The organism is Comamonas piscis, assembly GCF_014109725.1.
GTDB lineage: Bacteria > Pseudomonadota > Gammaproteobacteria > Burkholderiales > Burkholderiaceae_C > Comamonas > Comamonas piscis.
This window is the reverse complement of record NZ_CP058554.1, coordinates 3,774,628-3,794,569: the sequence shown is the minus strand read 5'-3', so window position 1 is coordinate 3,794,569 and position 19,942 is coordinate 3,774,628. Positions and strand designations below refer to the sequence as shown.

The 19,942-nt window shown below is 64.8% G+C and carries 18 protein-coding genes; 3 read left to right on the top strand and 15 right to left on the bottom strand.

Annotated features, from left to right (window positions below):
• Positions 1–7: 7 nt before the first annotated feature.
• Positions 8–496, bottom strand: a complete 489-nt coding sequence (locus tag HS961_RS17115; RefSeq protein ID WP_238347636.1) for a DUF4124 domain-containing protein — start codon at positions 494–496, stop codon at positions 8–10.
• Between the two features lie 21 nt (positions 497–517).
• Positions 518–1,423 (bottom strand): restriction endonuclease, encoded by a 906-nt coding sequence (locus HS961_RS17110; protein ID WP_182324052.1) that lies wholly within the window; start codon positions 1,421–1,423, stop codon positions 518–520.
• Between the two features lie 334 nt (positions 1,424–1,757).
• Here HS961_RS17110 and HS961_RS17105 point away from each other — a divergent pair, with 334 nt between their 5' ends.
• Together HS961_RS17105 and HS961_RS17100 are read left to right on the top strand one after the other, a co-directional pair.
• A complete protein-coding gene (locus tag HS961_RS17105) occupies positions 1,758–4,250 on the top strand; it encodes a TonB-dependent siderophore receptor (protein WP_182324050.1) in 2,493 nt (830 codons plus the stop codon).
• A gap of 7 nt (positions 4,251–4,257) precedes the next feature.
• On the top strand, positions 4,258–5,190 hold the full coding sequence (locus tag HS961_RS17100; RefSeq protein ID WP_182324048.1) for an alpha/beta hydrolase: 933 nt from the start codon (positions 4,258–4,260) through the stop codon (positions 5,188–5,190).
• Here HS961_RS17100 and HS961_RS17095 read toward each other — a convergent pair.
• The 10 genes from HS961_RS17095 to HS961_RS17050 form a co-directional block, all read right to left on the bottom strand.
• On the bottom strand, positions 5,187–6,110 hold the full coding sequence (locus HS961_RS17095; RefSeq protein WP_182324046.1) for an SMP-30/gluconolactonase/LRE family protein: 924 nt from the start codon (positions 6,108–6,110) through the stop codon (positions 5,187–5,189). The genes HS961_RS17100 and HS961_RS17095 overlap by 4 nt on opposite strands.
• Before the next feature lie 57 nt (positions 6,111–6,167).
• Entirely contained in the window at positions 6,168–7,067 is a 900-nt protein-coding gene (locus HS961_RS17090; RefSeq protein WP_182324044.1) for an amidohydrolase family protein, read from the bottom strand.
• Positions 7,068–7,130: 63 nt separating this feature from the next.
• Positions 7,131–8,087: a tripartite tricarboxylate transporter substrate binding protein gene (locus HS961_RS17085; RefSeq protein ID WP_182324042.1), complete on the bottom strand. Its 957-nt coding sequence runs from the start codon at positions 8,085–8,087 to the stop codon at positions 7,131–7,133.
• 38 nt (positions 8,088–8,125) lie between these two features.
• Positions 8,126–9,118: a tripartite tricarboxylate transporter substrate binding protein gene (locus HS961_RS17080; RefSeq protein WP_182324040.1), complete on the bottom strand. Its 993-nt coding sequence runs from the start codon at positions 9,116–9,118 to the stop codon at positions 8,126–8,128.
• A gap of 15 nt (positions 9,119–9,133) precedes the next feature.
• On the bottom strand, positions 9,134–10,138 hold the full coding sequence (locus tag HS961_RS17075; RefSeq protein WP_182324038.1) for a tripartite tricarboxylate transporter substrate binding protein: 1,005 nt from the start codon (positions 10,136–10,138) through the stop codon (positions 9,134–9,136).
• Positions 10,139–10,277: 139 nt separating this feature from the next.
• Entirely contained in the window at positions 10,278–11,207 is a 930-nt protein-coding gene (locus tag HS961_RS17070) for an NAD(P)-dependent oxidoreductase (RefSeq protein ID WP_182324036.1), read from the bottom strand.
• On the bottom strand, positions 11,204–11,890 hold the full coding sequence (locus HS961_RS17065) for an RraA family protein (RefSeq protein ID WP_182324034.1): 687 nt from the start codon (positions 11,888–11,890) through the stop codon (positions 11,204–11,206). The genes HS961_RS17070 and HS961_RS17065 overlap by 4 nt, the downstream gene beginning before the upstream one ends.
• Before the next feature lie 59 nt (positions 11,891–11,949).
• Positions 11,950–12,969, bottom strand: a complete 1,020-nt coding sequence (locus HS961_RS17060) for a Bug family tripartite tricarboxylate transporter substrate binding protein (protein ID WP_182324032.1) — start codon at positions 12,967–12,969, stop codon at positions 11,950–11,952.
• Positions 12,970–12,988: 19 nt separating this feature from the next.
• Positions 12,989–13,891, bottom strand: a complete 903-nt coding sequence (locus HS961_RS17055; protein ID WP_182324030.1) for an amidohydrolase family protein — start codon at positions 13,889–13,891, stop codon at positions 12,989–12,991.
• A gap of 68 nt (positions 13,892–13,959) precedes the next feature.
• Positions 13,960–14,964, bottom strand: a complete 1,005-nt coding sequence (locus HS961_RS17050; RefSeq protein ID WP_412101602.1) for a Bug family tripartite tricarboxylate transporter substrate binding protein — start codon at positions 14,962–14,964, stop codon at positions 13,960–13,962.
• A gap of 248 nt (positions 14,965–15,212) precedes the next feature.
• Between HS961_RS17050 and HS961_RS17045 the strand changes: the two genes are divergently transcribed.
• Positions 15,213–15,959 (top strand): IclR family transcriptional regulator, encoded by a 747-nt coding sequence (locus HS961_RS17045; RefSeq protein ID WP_182328308.1) that lies wholly within the window; start codon positions 15,213–15,215, stop codon positions 15,957–15,959.
• A gap of 57 nt (positions 15,960–16,016) precedes the next feature.
• Here HS961_RS17045 and gudD read toward each other — a convergent pair whose 3' ends face one another.
• From gudD to HS961_RS17030, 3 genes are all read right to left on the bottom strand, one after another.
• Positions 16,017–17,369 carry a glucarate dehydratase gene (gene gudD / locus HS961_RS17040; RefSeq protein ID WP_182324028.1) on the bottom strand — a complete coding sequence of 451 codons (1,353 nt, stop codon included), beginning with the start codon at positions 17,367–17,369 and terminating at the stop codon, positions 16,017–16,019.
• Positions 17,370–17,448: 79 nt separating this feature from the next.
• A complete protein-coding gene (locus HS961_RS17035) occupies positions 17,449–18,444 on the bottom strand; it encodes a Bug family tripartite tricarboxylate transporter substrate binding protein (protein ID WP_182324026.1) in 996 nt (331 codons plus the stop codon).
• Positions 18,445–18,621: 177 nt separating this feature from the next.
• A complete protein-coding gene (locus tag HS961_RS17030; RefSeq protein ID WP_238347635.1) occupies positions 18,622–19,623 on the bottom strand; it encodes a LacI family DNA-binding transcriptional regulator in 1,002 nt (333 codons plus the stop codon).
• Between the last annotated feature and the right edge of the window lie 319 nt (positions 19,624–19,942).

The window sequence follows — 19,942 nt, the reverse complement described above, 5'->3', positions numbered from 1 at the left end:
TTAGCGGCTAGCAGTTCAAATCATTGAAGCGCTTGCGCGCCTTGTACAGATCGACCTCGGCCTGGGCCAGGTCGTTGGCTGCAGCTGCTTGCACAGACTTTTTGAGCCCGGGCAGGCGGTTGTCCAGCCGTGCGCACTCCAGCTTGTCGGCGGGGCTCAGCTTGAAGCGGCGCTGGTACACCCGGTACTCATCGGCGTTCATTCCTGTCAGGGGCTGGAAGGCCTCTGCAAAGGCAGCGTTGCGTTCGGCGCGCTGCACGTCCTGGCCCTTGCGGCTCTTGCCTGTCATCTTGTCCATGCCCTGGGTAGGAGTCGCATCGATTTCTTGGGCGCCTAAACAGGGTGTATCGGAGTAGCTCACGCGCCCAGCCGTTTCGCAGCGGTAGACCGGCTTTTGCGCATACACATGCGCGGCGGAGCAGACCAGGGCCAGCAGTACCAGCGAGCGTTGTAGGTTGCGACCGCCTGCATTGCGAGAGGTGGACAACACGGCCATAGTCAGACCTTCAAGCATCCATCACGCCGCAGCAAGCGTGCCACGGCAACCCGGGAAGGTCGAGCAGCCCCAGAAGGACTTGCCGGCATGGGTACCCTGGCGTGCGGTGCGCAGCTCCATCGCGGCGCTGCAACGTGGGCAGGCGGGTTGTGCCGTGGATGGGGCCACGGCGGACGGAGCGGCAGCTACAGCTGCTTGGGGTTTGGTGACCGTGGCGGGAGCCCGCTCCGTGCGGGGGCTGAGCATGGATTGCCGTGCGCGTTGCACCATGGCAAACAGCTGGGGGCCATCCACCAGCGTGATATTGCGACCGCGCGCAAAGGCCTGGGCATCGTTGCTGTAGCGCCCTGATGTGACCACAAAGCCACCGGTGGCGCCCCTGGCGGCCATGACGCCATACAGCTCGCGCACGATGGCGACGCCCACGCTCTGGGCCTTCCACTGCTTGCATTGGACGAGGAACTTCTCGCTGCCCTTGAGCAACACCAGGTCCACGCCGCCATCAGGCCCATTGCCACCCAGCTCGATGATGCGGTAGCCCTGCAGGCGGTAGGCCTCACCCACCAGCAGTTCAAACTCGCGCCAGCTGATGCCGTCGAGCGCGGCTGCGTCTTGCGCCTGTGCCACCGTGCTGACCAGGGCCTTGCGCTGCTTTCTGCGCCAGGCCGACATGGCGGCGGCGATCAAGCACATGAAGGGCAGCAGGTACTGGCCGATGGAGGCCAGCCCATAGATGAGCCCCTTCTGGACCACGGCCGCCATCATGTCGCCAGGGCGGCCTGCGATGTCTGCGGTCGGCGGCACCACCGCCCAAGGGTGCAGAAAGAAATAGCTCGCTGCCGCCAGTGCCACACAGATCCACCAGGGCAGCATGGCCAACAGGTCCAGCATGTCTTCGAACCCGCTGCTTTTCTTGCGTCTTGCCATGGTGTCCCCCTGTCCTGGTTGGCTGATGTGTGCCTGTCTTTGTGCGGCTGGCTGATGGCGGCGCAGCGCTGCTTGAAGCGCCACGCGCAGGCCATCTGATGCTTTGTATTACAAAATGTATCTTTGTGATCTTACGCTTGGCTGACGTGCTGGCCTGGGGCATCGCTTGGGGGACAGGGGGCGCGAGCGCGACAGCGGCTGCGGTTGGGGGGGCTGAAAATTTTTTTCAACTATTTTTCAATTCAAGTGATCACTTTTTGGATCTCGTTCGGTGTACAGGGCAATGGCGCTATGCAGTGCCGCTCTTTTTCCCAGATCACCAGGACGACGAACCATGACTACCTCTTCCCAACGCCGCAGCCGGCACCGTGAACGCTTTGCGCTGGCTTTGCTGCATGGCGCCATCCGCGCCACCCTCGTCGGGGGCAGTGCCGCAGGCCTGGCGCTGGCAGCGCCGTTTGCCATGGCGGCCGAGCCGGCAGCCGCTGCCAAGAGCTACGCGATTGCAGCGGGCCCGCTGTCCGATGTGCTGGCGCAGTACGCGGCAACGGCCGGGGTGCAGCTGGTGTTTGAGCAGTCCACCCTCGCGGGACTGCGCAGCAGCGGCCTGCAAGGCAGCTATGGCGAGGCGGAGGGCTTTGCCCAGCTGCTGCGCGGCAGCGGTTTTGAGGTGGTTCGACAAGGCGGTGCCACCTATGTGCTGCGCAAAGCGCCAGCGGCCACCCCGGCTGCCACGGGTGCGACAGCTGCATCGGACATGACCTTGAACACCGTCACGGTGACGGCTGCCGCCAACCGCAGCGGCAGCACCGAAGGCACGGACAGCTATGCGGCAGGGCATTCCAGCACCAGCTCCAAGCTGAACCTGAGCCAGCGCGAGACCCCGCAGACCCTCACCGTCATCTCTCGCAAGCAGATGGACGATGCGGGGATGACCTCGGTGGACGACGCCTTGCGCGCGGTGAGCGGGGTGTTTGCGGTCGATGGCGGCAGCATTGGTGCCAGCTATTACAGCCGGGGCTTTAGCATGCAGGCCCAGGTCGATGGCATGGCCACGCCTTCAGGCATTGACAGCGGCAACCGCTCGCCCAAGTTTGACAGCGCCTTTGTCGACCGGGTCGAGGTGCTGCAGGGCGCTGCTGGCCTGATGGCCGGTGCGGGCAGCCCGGGTGGCACGGTCAATATGGTGCTCAAGCGCCCGACCGATACCTTCCAGGCGCAGGGCGAGGTGCAGTTGGGTTCGTGGAAGGAGCGGCGCCTGGTGGGTGATGTGTCCGGCCCGCTGATCGACTCGGGTGTGATCCGGGGCCGTTTGGTGGCCGTGGCGGACAACAGCGAATCCTTCACCGACTATGTCTACCGCGACCGCTATGCGGGCTACGGCATTGTGGAGGCCGACCTGAGCCCCACCACCACCCTGAGCGCCAGCGTGCAGCTGCAAAAGGACACCAGCCGGGGCCACTTTGGCGTGCCGCTGGCGGCCGATGGCAGCGATGCCGGCCTGTCGCGCTCGTCCTTCTGGGGCGATGCCGACCACCGCTCGGTGCGCGACTACAACATCTACACCGTGGGCCTGAGTCAGCAGCTGGCCGGCGCCTGGAGCCTGAAGGCCAACTACTCCTGGCAAAAGACCAACAACGATATCGAGAACTTCAGCAGCCTATCGGGCAACCTGAACCCCGCCACCGGCGATGGCCTGTTTATTGGCAGCCGTCAGCGCAACTACACCTCGGTGATGGAAAGCAATGTGGTCGATGTGTATGCCACCGGGCCGTTTGATTTCTTGGGGCGCAAGCATGAGTTGACGGTCGGTATGAACGGCACCAGCTTCCGCGACGAGAACGCGGGCACCGGCTACTCGTCCACCACCCCCATCAATGTCTACACCTTTGACCCCGAAGGCCTGGGCCCCATCCCCGATGGTCTGCGTGCATCGACCAGCAAGACCAAGACCAGCAATATGGGCGTCTACGGCGTGGCGCGCTGGAGCCTGACCGACTCGCTCAAGCTGATCACCGGCACCCGCATTAGCAACTACGAGCGCAAGAACACCTTGACCGGCGTGGTGGCCCCTAAAGAGAAGGGCGTGGTCACGCCGTATGCCGGCCTGGTCTACGACATCAACTCCCAGTACTCGGCCTATGCCAGCTACTCGGACATCTTCAACCCCCAAACCAACCGCAGCCAGGATGGCAATGTGCTCGACCCGGTCGTGGGTGCCAACTACGAAGTGGGTATCAAGGGTGAGCTGCTGAACAAGCGCTTGAATGTATCGGCCGCGCTGTTCCGCCTGGCGCAGTCCAACCTGGCGGTGCTCGATTCTTCGGTGCCCAACAACCCCAGCAATGCCTGCGGCGGCGCCTGCTATACCGCAGCGGGCAAGGTCGTCAGCCAAGGTATTGACCTGGGCGTGAACGGCCAGGTGAGCCGCGAGCTGAACCTGGCAGCCGGCTACACCTACACCAGCGCCGAGTATGTTGCCGGCCCGCAAAAGGACCAGCGCTTCCGCACCGAACAGCCCCGCCACAGCATGCGCTTGGCCGCCAACTACCAACTGCCGGGTACGCAGTGGTCATTGGGCGGCAATGTGGCTGCTACCAGCAAGGCCTATAAAAATGGCGGCTCGGGTGCCAATGCCTGGACCATTGAGCAGGGCGCGCTGGTGCTGGTGGGCCTGAACGCCCGCTACCGCATTACTCCCAAGACCCAGCTGAACCTCGTCATCAGCAACCTGACGGACCGCAGCTACCGCCATCTGTATGGCCGCGAGTACGCGCCGTTTGGCGAGCCACGCAAGTTCAGTGCTAACCTGCGCCATGATTTTTAAGCTGCCCATGCGCTTGTCTACCTTCCAACAAGGCACCTGCGCGGCGCTGCTGGCTGGCTTGCTGGTCGCTGCGCCGCAGGCGGGTGCGCAAACCGCCCAGGAGGGCGCTGCACCCGCAGCGGCCACCCCTGCCACCACCCCAACACCCGCCAGCCCCTATGTGATGCCCGCCACCCAGGTCTGGGACATGCCATCGGACAACGGCGAGGTCTACCGCATCTTTGTCTCCGCGCCTGAGAAGGGCGAGCCCCCCAAGGGCGGTTACCCGGTGCTCTATGTGCTCGATGGCAATGCCTACTTTGGCTCGTTTGCGCAGGCACGCTGGGTGCAGGACTACTTGCCCGTGGGCAAGGCCATCATCGTGGGCGTGGGCTACCCGGGCGACAAAGCCTGGGATGTGCGCCGCATGGCCGACTACACAGCGCAGCTGCGCGAGCCGCTGTCGCCCGAGGTGCGCCCCTTTGCCAAATACAAAAGCGGCGCACGCGCGCCGTTTCTGGATTTTTTGACCGGCAAGCTGCGCAGCGAGATCGCCCAGCGCTACCCCGTCAACCTGGAGCGACAGTCGCTGTTTGGCCATTCCTTTGGCGGGCTGTTTGCGCTCTATGCGCTGTACGAGCACCCCCAGGCCTTTGAGTCGATTGTGGCGGCCAGTCCCTCGATGGAATGGAACGGCCAGAGCATTCTGGACGAGGAGCGCGTGTTCCGCGACAAGGTGCAGGCCGGCAAGGTGGGCGCCACCAGCCGCCTGATGGTGGTCGTGGGCGACCGCGATGCCGATGGCGATCCGGAATCGGCCCGCATGCTGGCCGAGCGGCTGGAAGCCCTGTCTGGCTGGGGCCTGCGCGTGCGGCTGCAGCGCTACCCCCATGAGGTGCATGCCAGCGTGCCAGCGCAGGCGGCCAATGACACGATGCGCTTTGCGTTTACGCTGCGTTAGCTTGTCTTGCCTTGGTGAATCGGCATACCAGCGGTAGCCAAGGTTGTCGTCAATATGCGGCCATAGGTGGAATCGGTGACAAACAGCTGTTTGCGATCCGCACCCCCAAAGGCCAGATTGGTGGTGGAGCTGCCCTTGATGCCGCAGAGCACCTGCACCGGCTCGGCCAGGTGGTTCAGCACCCAGACATAGCCCAGGCCCGGGTTGGCGACCAGCACATGGCCTTGGGCATCAACGGCCAGGCCATCGGGGCCGCTGGGGCCGTAGGAGGTAAAGAACTGGCTCACCTTGGCGACGCTGCCATCGGGCAGCAAGGGCACGCGCCAGACGCAGTTGCCCCGCGTCACCGCCAAATACAGCACACGGCCATCGGGTGACAGCGCCACCCCATTGGGGCTGGGCACATTGCTCAGCAGCAGATCGAGCTGGCCGTTGGGGCGCAGGCGGTACAGCCGGCCGCTGGGGTCATGCAGGCCGCTCTGGCCCTGGTCGCTAAAGTACAGGTTCCCATCGGCATCAAAAATCAGGTCGTTCACCCCCTTGAAGCTCTCGCTGTTGCGGCGTTCCAGATAGGGCGTCACCGTGCCGCTGGCCACATCCAGCTGCACCAGGCCGTTCTTGTAGTCGGTGATCAGCAGCTTGCCCGGCGCCAGAAACTTCATGCCATTGGGCTCCCCGTCATACTCTGCGACCAGGCTCCACTGGCCTTGCGCATCAATGCGAAAAATGCGGCCCCAGGGGATATCGCTGACATAGAGGTTGCCCGCCTCGTCCAACACCGGGCCTTCCAGAAATGAATCGGTTATCGCGCCGCCCCTGTTGGCATCGGCCCAGGCGCTGCGCTCACGGCGGCGAAAGGATTCGGGCATGGCGCTGAAGGTGTCCAGGGGGCGGACTTCAGGGGATTGCAGCAAAAACATAGGCTAGCCTTTTTGGCATCAAAAACGGGTGGGGTGCGAGCTGGATCTTGCCAGGGTTTAGCGACGATCGAAGCCGTAGAGCTGAGCGGGGTTGTCCACCAAAATGCGGTCCATCACCGCATCCGATGCCGACCAGGTCTGCAGAAGATTGACCAGGTCCGTATCGTTGACGGTACCCGGCCGCTCGGTGGTGTGCGGCCAGTCAGAGCCCCACACCAGGCGCTCAGGGGCGGCCTGCACAAGGGCGCGGCCCAGTGGCACGGTATCGGCATAGCTGGGGCCATGCACCTGGGAGCGCATATAGGCGCCAGAGAGCTTGACCCAGCAACGGCCGCCATCCAGCAGACGGCGCAGCACGCCATAGGCCTCGGCCGATGCGCCTTCGGCCGGGTCAATGCGGCCCAGATGGTCGATCACCAAGGGTACGGGCAGCTGCTGCAGCACCGGCTGCAATTCAATGATCTGCACCGGCTCGGCAAACACCTGGATATGCCAGACGGCACAGTCCGGGTGGCGGGCCAGCTTCTGCGCCAGGGTCTGCAGCATGTCGGCCGTAGTGGTTCCCCAGGACTGGGGCGAGACAAAGTTCAGCCGCAGCCCGCAAACGCGTCGCGCCGCCAGGCGGGCCAGCTCGGCATCGCTCACGTCGGCATCCACCACCGCCACGCCGCGCGCGCTGTCGCCCAGTTGGTCGAGGGCATCCAGGGTGCAAGCATTGTCGGTGCCGTAGGTAGAGGGCGTGACCACCACCGTGCGCGAAGTGCCCAGGCGCTGTTGCAGCTGCCGGTATGCCGCTACCGGCGCATGGGGTGGCGTGCGCGGCCAGTGTGCCGACGGCGCAAAGCGCGTGTCGAAGATGTGCATATGGCTGTCGCAGGCCAGCGCAGGCAGGGCGCGCGTGGGTCGGTTCAGGCCGACCGAATGCGGCACGGGGGTGGAGAGATCAGGCAAGGTCATCGCGGTGCAGGCGTGTTATGAAGGCGGGGCTGGCCGCTGCAGCGGCGGCCAGTGGGATGGGGCTCAGTCGAGTTTGATATTGCCCTTCTTCACCACCTCGCCCCATTTGGCATCTTCCTTTTTCAGAAAGGCGCTGAACTCCGCAGGCGTCGAGCCCACGGGCTGTGCGCCCAGGTCCGACAGGCGTTGCTTGACCTCGTCTTCCTTCAGCACCTCGGCAATCACCTGGTGCAGTTGTTTGGAGATAGCGGCTGGCGTACCAGCGGGCAGCAGCACGCCATTCCACTCATAGGCTTCGTAGCCGGGGATGACCGTCTCAGCCACCGTGGGCACCTCTGGCAAACGGGCCGAGCGCTGGGGCGAGGAGACAGCCAGCGCGCGCAGCTTGCCGCCGCTCACCAGCGGGTAGGAAGCGGCAACGGTGGCGAACATAAAATCCACCTGGCCACCCATCACATCGGCAATCGCCGGGCCGCCGCTCTTATAGGGAACATGCACCATGTCCAGCCCCAGTTGTTGGCGGAACAGCTCGGCCGCCAGGCGCTGCACGGTGCCACTGCCGCCCGATGCAAAGTTGATCTTGCCCGGTTCGGCCTTGGCCTTGGCGATCAGGTCGTTCACGTTCTTCAGCGGCGACTCTGCCTTGACGACAAGCGCATTGGGGGCCAACAGCACCAGCGACAGCGGCTGCAGTGCATTGGCTGCATAGGGCATCTTGGCGAACAGGTGCGGGTTGATCGAGTAGGGCGTCGCGTCGTACAGCATGGTGTAGCCATCGGCCTTGGCCTTGGCGACAAAGCTCGCGCCAATGGTGCCGCTGGCGCCGGCCTTGTTTTCCACGATCACGCTGGTGCCCAGCTTGCTGCCCATGCGGGTGGCCAGCACGCGGGCCACCGCATCGGCCGCGCCGCCCGGGGCGTAGGGCACCACGATGGTGATAGGGCGCTCGGGGAAGGCGGCATGCGCCATGGTGGCGGCCAGCGCGCAAGCGGCGATCAGGGGTCGGATAAAGCGGGGCATGTTGTCTCCTAATAGCAAGTGTCGTTGTGGGCGCGGGATCAATCGGCTTTGAGATCCAGGTCGCGCGCGATCTGGGTATAGGTCGTCACTTCGCGCGCCACTTGGGTGCTGAAAGCCTGGCCGCAGGTGGAATCGGCATCCAGGCCCAGGCTGTGCAGCTTCTCAATGGCCGCTGCACTGCCTGCAAAATCGCGGGCTGCCTTCTCCAACTGCTGCGCTACTGCTGCGGGCAGACCGGCGGGAGCCAGCACGCCGTACCAGGCATCGGCCGAGTACTTGCCACCGCCAGATTCGGCAAAGGTCGGAACATCGGGCAGCAGCGACGAGCGCTTGGGCGAGGCGACAGCCAGTGCGCTGAGCTTGCCGCTTTTGATCTGCGGCAGCACCGATCCCAAGGTGGCGAAGGAGCTGTCGAGCTGGCCGCCCATCAAGTCGGTCACCACCGGGGCGGCGCCCTTGTAGGGCACATGGTTCAGCTGCAGGCCATTGGCGCGGGCAAACATCTCGGTCGCAAAGTGGCCCGAGCTGCCCATGCCGGCGGTGCCTGCCGTGGTGCGGCCGGGTTCCTTGCGGGCGCGGGCCATGTAGTCGGCCAAGGTCTTGACGGGCAGGCCCGGGCCCACTACCAGCACAGTTGGGCTGGTGGCCACCGTACACAGCGGCTGGAAGGACTTGACCGCATCAAACTTCACCCGCCCGCTGTACAGGCCCGGAATCATCGTGTGGTTGGTGGCGCCAAACAGCAGGGTATAGCCATCGGCGGGCGCACTGGCCACCGCTTGCGCCGCCAGGATGGTGTTGGCGCCGGGCTTGTTGTCCACCACAAAAGGCTGGCCCAGGGTGCGGCCGGCGTAGTCGGCAAAGGCACGTGCCACCACATCGGTGGGGCCGCCTGCGGCAAAGCCCACGATCAGCCGCACTGGCTTGGCGGGGTAGGCGGGGGCTTGGGCAAAGCTGGCGCTGGATGCCAGCGCTGCTGCTGCCACCAGCGTTTGTAGCGCCAGTGCTGGCAGATTTTTCTTCTTGAACATGTGCTTGTCTCTTTCTCAATCCATTCGGATGCCGCTGGCGCGGATCACACCGGCCCACTTGGCCGTCTCGGCCTGCACAAAGCTGGAAAACGACTGCGCGCTGGAGCCTACGCCTTGTACACCCAGTTCGGCAAAGCGTTTTTTCATCTCGGGGCTGGCCACGATGGCGCGGGTTTCCTCCTCCAGGCGCTGCAGCACCGGTTGCGGCGTGCCAGCGGGGGCGAACAAGCCGTTCCACTCGTTCACCTCAAAACCGGCCAGGCCGGATTCGGCCATCGTCGGCACCTGCTCCCAGCCTTCGCTGCGCTGCGCCGAGCTGATGGCCAGCGCACGCAGCTTGCCGCCTTTGACAAAGGGGCCGCTGGCCGTAGTGGCGCTGAACATCACATCCACCTGGCCGCCAATCAGGTCGGTCAGGGCCGGTGCACCACCGCGATAGGGGATATGCGTCATCTCGATCTTGGCGCCTTGCTTGTACAGCTCCGCCGCCAGATGCTGCGCGCCGCCGTTGCCGGCCGAGGCGTAGCTGAGCTTGCCCGGCGCGGCCTGCGCGGCGCGGGTCAGGTCGGCGACGGTATGCAGTGCCGAGCTGGCGGGCACCACCAGCAGCAAGGGCACCTGGTTGATCAGCGAGATCGGCGCAAAATCCTTGGCCGGCTGGTAAGGCAGTTTGGCGAACAGGCTGGGGTTGACGGTAAAGGCCGTCGCATCGAGCAGCAGCGTATAGCCGTCTGGTGCAGCCTTGGCTACCGCCGCCGCGCCAATGGTGCCGCTGCCGCCGGGGCGGTTGTCCACAATCACCTGCTGGCCCAGCCGGCTGGTCAGCTGGGTGGCCAGCAGGCGCGCGGTGTTGTCGGCATTGCCGCCGGGCGGGTAGGGCACGACGAGCTTGATCGGCTTGTCGGGCCAGTGGCTCTGCGCCTGGGCGGGCAGCGTAGCCGTGCCTGCTGTGAAGGCGATGGCCGCCAGCGTCTTGACCGCTAGCACTATGGGCCAGCGGCGGTTAAAAACCTGCTTCATCTTTGTCTCCTGTCTTGCTCAGGTGCTCTGAGCCGGGCCGCATGGTTGCGGCCTCTTGGTGTGTGGGGGCCGGGTGTGTGCCCGGCCCAGGTCAATGCACGAGCAGCAACGCTGGCTTGCCCGCACTCCAGCCAGCGCTTTAGGCCGTGGCTGGCGCCTTGGCCAGCACGGCCAGCAGGTTTTGGGCCGCGCCCACGCCCATGTTCACGTAGGCATCGCTGGTTACACCGCCAATGTGGGGGCTCAAGATAAAGCGCGGCTCGCCTTGGAAAGGGTGGCCGGCGGTCATCGGCTCCACCGCAAAGCTGTCCAGGCCAGCCGCCATCACCTGGCCTGCGCGCACGGCATCCAGCAAGGCGGCCTCGTCGATCAAACCGCCGCGTGCGGTGTTGACGACGATGACGCCCCGCTTGCACTGCGCCAGGGTGGCGGCATTGAGCAGGCCCCGGTTCTCTTCCGTCAGCGGGCAGTGCAGCGAGATCGCATCGGCCTCGCGCCAGAGGGTGTCCAGGTCCACGCTGCGCACATAGTCCGGCAGGTTCTTGGCGAAGGGGTCAAAGCCAATCACGCGCATGCCCAGCGCATCGGCCATCTTGGCAAAGCGCAGGCCGATGGCGCCCAGCCCTACCAGGCCAACGGTGCGGCCACCCAGCTCCAGGCTCTTGTGCGTGGCCTTGTCCCAGTGGCCGGCATGCATGCGCGCATTCAGCGCCACGACGGATTTGGCGCAAGCCAGCAGCAGCGCAAGTGCCTGCTCGGCCACGGCGGCGGCGTTGGCGCCCACGGCGGCCACCACTTCGATGCCGCGCGCCTTGGCCGCGACTTTGTCGATGGTGTCGGTGCCGCTGCCGTGCTTGGAGATCACCTTGAGCGAAGGCGCCGCATCCATCACCGCAGCGCCCACCTTGCCGTAGCGCACGATGATGGCCACTGGGTCATGCTGCTTGGCCAGCGCCACCAGGTCGTCTTCGGTCGGCGTTTTGCCGGCGTAGATGACTTCGTAGCCGCCGAGCAGGTCCAGTGCTTGCTGCGCCAGATCGGCGCCAGTCACGATGAGGCTGGGGTTCACAGCGATTCTCCTTCCTTGAGCACGCCGGCCGCACGCAGTGCAGCGGGCAGCCATTTCGATGCCGTGTCGCCACGGGCAATCGCGTCGATGCGGGCGGCTTCATCGGCCACCTTCTTGTCGGCCAGGGCCAGCATCGCAGGCGCCTTGGCGCGCTCGATCACGACCACGCCATCGGCATCGCCCACGACCAGGTCACCCGGGTTGACCGTGGTGCCGCCGGCCGAAATGGGGTGGTTGATGCGGCCGGGCACAAACTTGGTGGGGCCGGCGGGGTTGAAGCCGGCGCTGAACACGGGGAAGTCCAGGTCCAGAATCTCCAGCTTGTCGCGGATGGAACCATCAACGATCACGCCGGCCAGGCCGAGCTTCTTGCAGGCGCTGAGCATCAAGGTGCCCATCAGTGCGGCCGTCTGGTCGCCCTTGCCATCGATCACCAGCACATCGCCAGGTTGGGCCAGCGCGATGGCGGCGTGGATCATCAGGTTGTCGCCGGGGCGCACTTCGACGGTGAATGCCGGGCCTGCAACCTGCATGCTTTGGTGGACCGGTGCCACCCGCGCATGCATGGTGCCTCGGCGGCCTGCAACGTCGGCCAGAATGGCGGCCTGGAAGCTGCTGGCCTTGGCAACGACGTCGGCGCCGACGCGTTCGATGTCACGGATGATGTCTGGAAGTTGGCTCATGGTGTTGGTCCGTTGGGAGGGATAAAAAAATAAATGGGGCGATGGGAAGGGCCGGTGCCTTATTCGGCCTTGATGTTTCCGTCTTTGATGACCTGGGCCCACTTGGCGGAGTCGGCCTTTTGCAAGTCGCCCAGCTGTTGTGGGGTGCCGCCCACCAGGCTGATGCCGAGCTTGTCGGCCAGCGCGACCACGCCGGGGTCTTTCAGTGCCTGGTTGATGTCCTGGTTCAGGCGCTGCACAACGGCCTGGGGCGTCTTGGCGGGCGCAAACACGGCCTGCCATTGCTCGACGACAAAGTCCTTCATGCCGACCTCGCCCATCGTCGGTACATCGGGCAGCGCAGGCAGGCGCTTGGCGGAGGTGACGGCCAGCGCGCGCAGCTTGCCGGCCTGCACATGGGGCAGCGCAGCGGCCACGGGCGCGAACATGAACTGCACCTGCTCGCCCAGGGTGTCTTGCAGCGCCGGGGTGTCGCCCTTGTAGGGAATGTGGATGAAGCGGGCGCCGGTCTGCTGCTGCAGCAACTCGCCCTGCATCTGCAAGATGGTGCCGTTGCCGCCCGAGGCATAGGCCAGCTTGCCGGGCTGGGCCTTGCCAGCGGCCACCAGTTCGGCCACGGTTTTATAGGGCTGCTTGGCACCCACCACCAGCATGTGCGGGATGGTGCCGAGGATGACCACGGGCTCAAACGCCGCAATGTGGTCATAGGGCAGCTTGCCCATCAGGTGCGGCGCAATCGCCTGCGGGCCGATGGAGGTGCCCAGCAGGGTGTATCCATCCGGCGCGGCCTTGGCGACCCAGGCGGCACCGATGGTGCCAGTCGCGCCGGCTTTGTTTTCCACAATCACGTTGGTGCCCAGCGCCGTGCCAATGCGCTGCGCCACATTGCGGCCCAGCACATCGGTGCTGCCGCCCGGTGGGTAGGGCACCACCCAGGTGATGACCTTGCCAGCGGGCCAGTCGCCTTGGGCCAGTGCGGGCGTGGTGCCCAGGCTGGCCAACAGCGCTGCGCCTGCGGCGGCGAGCAGGCCACGGCGTGCGCGCTTGAAGGAGGAGGAGTTTGCAAGGGATGCGGTCATGTCTGTCTCCGGAAAGTTGTTATGAAGCGGCCAGGGGGCCAAAGCCGTAGAGCGCGGCCGGGTTGTCGACCAGCACGCGCTGCAGTGCGCTGTGGTCGCCGCTGTGCTGCACCCAGTCGGCCAGGCGGTCGATCTGGCGGGCGTCATCGGGCATGGCTTGCACGCCGGCGGATGCGGTGGCATGGGGCCAGTCACTGCCCCAAAGCACGCGCTGCGGCGCGGCGCGCAGGTAACTGGCGGCCAGCGCATCCAGCGCCGTGTCTTCCACGCTGTGCTGGTCGCTCACGATGTAGCCGCCGGACAGCTTGATCCACGCCTGGCCGCGCTCTAGCAGATCCAGCAGCAGCTGGTGCGCAGCGCTGCCCGCCATGGCCGGTGCTATGCGGCCAAAGTGGTCAAACACCAAGGGCACCGGCAACTGGCGCAGCAGGGCTGCCTGGCCCAGCAGCAAATCGGGCGCCATCAGCAACTGCAGGTGCCAGCCCAGCGGGGCAATGCGATGGGCCAGCGGCAGCAGAGACGCCAGCGTGCCCGATACGCCCAGCGACAGGTTGAGCCGCACGCCGCGCACACCCAGGCCGTGCAGGCGCTGCAACTCGGCGTCGCTCTCTGTGCCGTCGATCACTGCCACGCCCCGGGCTCCTTCGCCCAGCGCTGCCAGGCCTTCCAGCATGCAGCGGTTGTCCGTGCCATAGGTGGAGGGCGTCACCAGCACCGTGCGCGTGGTATCGATGCGTTGCTGCAGCGCGCGGTAGTCCTGCGCCGAGGCATCGGGTGGCAACAGCATGGCGCCCGCTGCGCTGGGGAAGCGGCTGTCATACACATGGATATGGCAGTCGCAGGCGCCTGTCGGCAGTGGGGTGGAGGGTGCGGCGGTGCCGGCCGAGAAACGGGCGGGCACAGCCAAGCTATCGCGTTGCATGGCGCGGGCTCTAATTAGGTGGGGTGGAGTGGGGTGGGCGCTGGGCGCGGGCCGGCTGTGCTGCGGCCTTAGTTCAGGCTGGCGCCCGAGTCCTTGACGATCTTGGCCCAGCGGGGCACTTCGGCGCGCATCAGCTTGCCAAAGTCTTCCGAACTGCCGCCCAAGATATCGCCGCCTTCGGAGCGCAGCTTCTCGACCACATCCGGCTCAGCCAGCGCGGCATTGATGGCTTTGTTCAGCTTTTGCACCACGGCATCTGGCGTGCCGGCGGGGGCCAGGATGCCGAACCAGGTAATGGCCTCAAAGCCCTTGCTGCCGGATTCGGCCATCGTCGGGGTGGCGGGCAACTCGCCCGAGCGCTGTTTGGAGGTCACCATCAGCGGCTGGAGCTTGTCATTGCGCACTTGGCCAATCAGCGACGGAATCGAGCCGACAAACAGGTCGATCTGCCCGCCGGACAAGTCGGTGATGGCCTGGGCAATGCCCTTGTAGGGGACATGGCGCAGCTTGACGCCCGTGGCCTGCTCGACCTGGGTGACGGCCAGGTGGGCGACAGTGCCATTGCCGGCATAACCCACAGTGACGGTATCGGGCTTGGCTTTGGCGGCCTTCAGCACTTCGGCGATCGAATGCAGTGGGGTGCCGGCACCGCTGACCATCAGGATCGGCGACGAAGAGACCAGCGCGACGGGGGTCAGGTTCTTCAGCGGGTCGTAGGGCAGCTTTTTGTACAACGAGGGGTTGATGGCCAGGTTGCTGGTTTGGCCCATCACGAGGGTATAGCCATCCGGGGCGGCTTTGGCGGCGGCATCCACGCCCAGGTTGCCACCGGCGCCAGGGCGGTTGTCCACGACGATGTTCCAGCCGTTTTTCTCGGTGATTTTCTGCGCCACGGCGCGGGCAATCATGTCGGTGCCGCCGCCGGGCGGGAAGGGCACAAACAAACGGATGGGCTTGGCCGGGTAGTTGCTTTGGGCGATGGCGCCCGTGGATGCTGCGGCGAGGACGGCTGTCCCCAGCGCCAGGCGGCACAGGCGTGCCGAGAAGCTCATGGCTCGTGTCGTGATCGTCATACGTTGTCTCCGTATCGTTCTGTTGATTTGTTCCCCCTTGGTCTCACGCCAAGTGGTGCGCTACTTTAAAAAAAAGTTTCAAGGGATACAATGCCGTTTCAACCAATGAAACACATTGCACCATGGGCAACCCCACTCAGCGCAAACCCTTAGCCCGATCCGCAGCGAAACCGGGCCCTGTTGTCACCCAGGTTTTGGAGGGCGAGATGGCCGCTGCGGACGACCCTGCCAACGCATCTTCGGACGCGATGCAAGAGGTCGGTGGATCGTCCACAACCACTGTCACTGCGGTGTTGCGTGCTATGCAATTGATAGATGCGTTTGCGTTGGGAGAATCCCATCTGCCACTGGCCGAGCTGAGCCGGCGCTGCGGTCTGCACAAGACCACGGCGTTGCGGATTGCGCGCACCTTGGCGCAGTCGGGCTACCTGGTGCAGCGGGACGATGGCGATTGGCGCCTGGGCCCGGCAGCGGGCTGGTTGGGCGCCCGCTACCAGGCCGGTTTTGATGTGCAAAACGTGTTGGAGCCGGCGCTGCGCGCGCTGACGATGGCCTGTGGCGAGAGCGCGGCCTTTTATGTGCGCGAAGGCAATGTGCGGACCTGCCTGGTGCGGGTAGAAGGCCCCCAGGCCTTGCGCCACCATGCCCGCATGGGCGAGGGGCTGCCGCTGAATAAAGGCTCACCAGGGAGGGTGATTTTGGCGTTCTCCGGCGAGCCTGGCGATTTGTACGAGGCCATTCGCCAACGGGGTTTCCACTGGTCCATCGGCGAGCGCGAGCAGGGTGTGGCCACCATCTCCGCACCGGTGTTTGGCAAGCACTGGCGCTTGCTAGGTTCCGTGTGCGTGTCCGGCCCCGCGTCGCGCCTGCCCCAGCAAAAATTGGAAGAGATGGCCAACACCGTCATTGCGGCGGCCAATCAGCTGTCCTATGCCTTGGCCGGCAACGCCGGGCCGTCTGCGACCCTGGTCCGGGCTAGCCATTGGCATCCCTGAGTCCGGCCATCTGGCATCCCTCGCTGTTTGGGTGGAGCGAGGGATCGCCGATGATCCTTAGCGCACCATGCAAGGGCGCTTGTTGTCAAAGCGCCAGTTGGGCACCAGGTACTGCATGGCCATCGCATCATCGCGGGCGCCCAGGCCGTGTTGCAGGTAGAGCTGGTGGGCGCGTTCCACGGCATCCATGTCCAGTTCAATGCCCAGGCCGCCCTTTTGCGGCAGCTCGATGTAGCCGCCGTTGATCTGCAGCGGTTGCTTGGTGAGGCCCTGGCCGTCCTGCCAGATCCAGTGCGTGTCGATGGCGGTGACCTTGCCGGGCGCGGCGGCACCCACATGGGTGAACATGGCCAGTGACACGTCGAAATGGTTGTTCGAATGCGAGCCCCAGGTCAGGCCAAAGGCCTGGCAGAGCTGGGCCACGCGCACCGAGCCGGAGAGGGTCCAGAAGTGTGGGTCGGCCAGCGGAATATCGACCGATTGCAGCGACAGCGAATGCGCCATCTGGCGCCAGTCGGTGGCGACCATATTGGTCGCCGTGGGCAGTCCCGTCGCGCGGCGGAACTCGGCCATCACCTCGCGGCCGGAGAAGCCTTCTTCGGCGCCGCAGGGGTCCTCGGCATAGGCCAAGATGCCGTGCAGATCGCGGGTGATGCGCACCGCATCCTTCAGCAACCAGCCGCCATTCGGGTCCAAGGTGATGCGGGCCTTGGGAAAGCGCTCATGCAGCGCACGGATCGCTTCTACCTCGTCCTCGCCGCGCAGCACGCCGCCCTTGAGCTTGAAGTCTTCAAAGCCATAGCGCTCGTAAGCCGCTTCCGCCAAGCGCACGATGGCTTGCGGGTCCATGGCTTTTTCATGGCGCAGGCGCTTCCAGTCGTCCGCTTCGTCGGGGGCCGTTTGGTAGGGCAGGTCGGTCAGCTCGCGGTCGCCCACATAGAAGAGGTAGCCGAGCATCTGCACCGAGGTGCGTTGCACGCCTTCGCCCAGCAGCGCCGCCACCGGCACGCCCAGGTGCTGGCCCAGCAAATCCAGCAGTGCCGATTCGGCAGCGGTCACCGCATGGATGGTGGTGCGCAGGTCAAAGGTCTGCAGCCCACGGCCGGCGCTGTCCCGGTTCGCAAAGTTGCTGCGCATTGCGTTGAGCATGGCGTTGTAGTTGCCCACCGGCTGGCCCAGGATAAGCTCGCGCGCATCTTCCAAGGTGTTGCGAATGCTCTCGCCACCCGGTACCTCGCCCACGCCCGTGCGGCCATCGCTGTCGGTCAGGATTAGCAGGTTGCGGGTGAAGAACGGCGCATGGGCGCCGCTCAGGTTGAGCAGCATGCTGTCATGCCCGGCCACCGGCACCACGCGGTAGCCGGTGATGCGGGGGGTGGAACTGGGGGAGGCGGAGGGGGTGGCTTGCATGGTCGGCGTAGGCTAAATGTTGAGAGTTGCGCAGCGGGCGCTTTGACGGGCCCGCTGTTGGGTCAGTTGGGTTTGCTGTTTATTGTCCGGTGATACCACCCGTCGTGATCACCTGCTTCCAACGCGCAAACTCCTTGCGCTGAAACTCGGTAAAAACCTCGGGGCTGTTGCCGACAATCTCCAGGCCCATGTCGGTGAACTGCTTGCTCACGGCAGGGTCATGCAGCGCTTTGACGATGCCATCATGCAGCTTGGTCTTGATGTCGGCCGGCAGGTTCTTGGGAGCGGCAAAGGCTTGCCAGGCATAGACATCCATGCCTTCGATGCCGGCCTCGGCCATGGTTGGTACATCGGGCAGTACCGCAGAGCGCTTGTTGCCCGTCACCGCAATGGCCTTGAGCTTGCCCGACTTGATGTGCGGGAACACGCTGTTCACGTTCTGGAACGACATATCCACTTGGCTACCCAGCAGATCGGCCGTTGCCGGAGCGCCACCCTTGTAGGGCACATGCAGGCCCTTGGTGCCCGTCTTTTGCCAGAACAGCTCGGCGGTCAGGTGGTCGGAAGAGCCCGCCCCCGAGGTCGCAAAACTGACGGTATCGGGCTTGGCCTTGAGCATCGCGATGACATCCTGCACGTTGTTGACCTTGGGCGCCAGACTAGGGTTGACCACCAGCACATTGGCCGTTTGTACCGCCACGGTGATGTAGCTGAAGTCGCGGGTCGGGTCATAGGACAGGCCCTTGATCAAATGCGGTGCCACCACCAGCGGTGCCAAGGACGACACCAGCAAGGTATAGCCATCAGCCGGGGCGCGCGCCACCTGGGCTGCGCCAATGCTGCCAGTCGCCCCCGCCTTGTTTTCTACCACCACCGTCTGCCCCCATTGCTGGCCCAGGTTGTTGCCAATGGCGCGGGCGACGGTGTCGGTCGCACCGCCTGCGGGGAAGGGCACGATGATGGTGATCGGCTTGTCGGGCCAAGCCCAGGCGCTAGGGCTGGCGGCCAAGGCCGCAGCGCTGGCGCAGACGAGTGCGGCGATTTTCTTCCAAGGGCTGAAAGGGGTAGTGGTCATGTTTGTCTCCTGCTGTTGCGGGTGTTGCTGAAAGCATGCTGAGCGATGGTTCGCTTCGAATAGTTAACGTTAACATTGGAATTTGTCGTATTGTTAACGTTAACTTGTGTGTAGAAATCAGTAATTACCCGATATTGACTGGGTGGCGAGAGACGAAGTTTTTTGGGGAGATGCTGTTTAGCTGCTGCTGCGCTGGGTGATCGCAAAGCCGATATCTACGTGGTGCGCATCGACGGGCTGGTCCAGCGAGCGGGCCACGATCATATCGGCTGCCAACTGGCCGATGCGGGTGCCGTCCAGCCGCACGGTGGTGAGGGGCGGGGCGGTGTCCTTGGCGAACTCCTGGTCGCCCAGGCCAACGACGGCCAGGTCTTGAGGCACGCGCAGGCCCTGGTGCTGCGCCTCAATCAAGGCGCCCAAGGCAAGGGTGTCCGAGCTGCAGAAAACGGCAGTCACCTCGGGATGCTTTAGCAGTACGTCGGCCAGGCCGCGCCGGCCACCGCCCAAGGTGCTGGGTGCAGGGGTAAAGGCCACCGTCACCTCCGGCAGCCCGGCCGCTTGAGCCGCTTGCGCATAGGCCGCCACCCGCACGCGGGCACGCGCATCATCGCCGCTGACCATGCCCAGCTGTCGGTGGCCCTTGGCGACAAAATGCTCCGCCACTGCTGCCCCAATGGCATGGTGCGAAAAGCCCACCAGCATGTCGATGGCGGTATCGGCCAGGTCCCAGGTCTCCACCACCGGAATGCGCGAGGCCTGCAACAATGCGCGGCCTTCCTCCGATGCTGCGGTGCCGATCATCACAATGCCATCGGGCCGGCGCTGGATGATGGCGCGAATCAGGTCCGCCTCCTGCGCGGCGTCATAGCCGGTGCGGCCAATCATCAGCTGGTAGCCATGCTGGTTGAGCGCATGGTCCAGCGACTGGATCAGCTCCTGGAACACAGGCCCCACCAAGGTCGGCAGCAAGGCCGCTACCAGCCGCGCCCGCGACAGCCGCAACCCGCTGGCCAGCGCATTGGGCACATAGCGCATGCTGGCGATGGCATCGCGCACACGTTGCAGGGTCTCCGGGTTGAGCCGCTCGGGGTGGTTGATCGCCCGCGACACCGTCATCGCAGACACGCCCGCCGCACGGGCTACATCTTGGATTTTGGACGGGCGGTCAGTGGGTTGCACAGGCGGGTAAGGTGGGGCTGAGAGTGCCGCTATCGTAGTCCATGCCAGGTGGTATGGGGAGGTGGAGCGAGATGGGGTGGTATTTGGACGAAGTTGGAGTGGTGGTAGTCGCCCCGTGCCAATAGCCATCACTCCGAGGTTCGATGGCTGAGCATTCCCCGCCCTGTAGGTCCTCATTGATCTTGCAAATTCGTGTCCTTGTAGATCAAGGACATCTGCAGAATCAGTGAGAACGGTTGATCCAGCCAGTCTCACACTCTTGCAAAGATCCTACCGACCAAGCCAAGAGTGATCTGCTGATGGAACTTGCTCGAGGGCA